This window comes from Neisseria sp. P0009.S007 (assembly GCF_051962515.1).
Genome location: NZ_JBQCVF010001003.1, coordinates 1 through 325, shown reverse-complemented (window position 1 = coordinate 325; position 325 = coordinate 1). Strand labels below are relative to the sequence as shown.

Here is a 325-nt window from a genome sequence, read left to right as displayed (position 1 = left end):
CGTCAGATGTGTATAAGAGACAGCCTACGGGAGGCAGCAGTGGGGAATATTGGACAATGGGCGAAAGCCTGATCCAGCAATGCCGCGTGAGTGATGAAGGCCTTAGGGTTGTAAAGCTCTTTTACCAGGGATGATAATGACAGTACCTGGAGAATAAGCTCCGGCTAACTCCGTGCCAGCAGCCGCGGTAATACGGAGGGAGCTAGCGTTGTTCGGAATTACTGGGCGTAAAGCGCACGTAGGCGGCTATTCAAGTCGGGGGTGAAAGCCCGGGGCTCAACCCCGGAACTGCCCTCGAAACTAGGTAGCTAGAATCTTGGAGAGG

General features: G+C 54.5%; 1 rRNA gene. It reads left to right on the top strand.

The annotated features are described in order from the left end of the window. A 16S ribosomal RNA gene (locus ACTHS3_RS17510) occupies positions 1-325 on the top strand; the annotation flags it as partial.